Consider the following 315-nt stretch of genomic DNA (forward strand, 5'->3'; position numbering starts at 1 on the left):
CTGAGCAAGGCCGCACTCGGCGGCATCAGCGGCATCCTGCTCTGGTCGTACGCCGCCGGTCAGATGATCAACGGCAACCTCGCCGACAAGTTCGGCGGCCTGCGCCTGATCACCGCCGGCGCCATCCTGTCCACCATCCTCAACTGGTGCACGAGCTTCTCCGTCGGCTCCTGGACGCTCAGCTTCCTGTGGGGCGCCAACGGGTTCGCGCAGTCCCTCGGCTGGCCCTCCGGCGGCCGGGTCATCTCCAACTGGTGGGGCCCCCGCGAGCGGGGCAAGAGCTTCGGCTTCTACACCTTCGCCGCCGGCATGGCC

The 315-nt window shown here is 69.2% G+C and carries 1 protein-coding gene; it reads left to right on the forward strand.

Going from position 1 to position 315, the window contains the following annotated elements; translation table 11 throughout:
• Positions 1-315, forward strand: a 315-nt coding sequence (locus PUR61_RS15935) for an MFS transporter (RefSeq protein ID WP_329879506.1), incomplete at both ends; no start/stop codon positions are given.

Origin of the sequence: Streptomyces sp. BE20, assembly GCF_036322525.1 — a bacterium.
In the GTDB taxonomy this organism is placed as follows: Bacteria; Actinomycetota; Actinomycetes; order Streptomycetales; family Streptomycetaceae; genus Kitasatospora.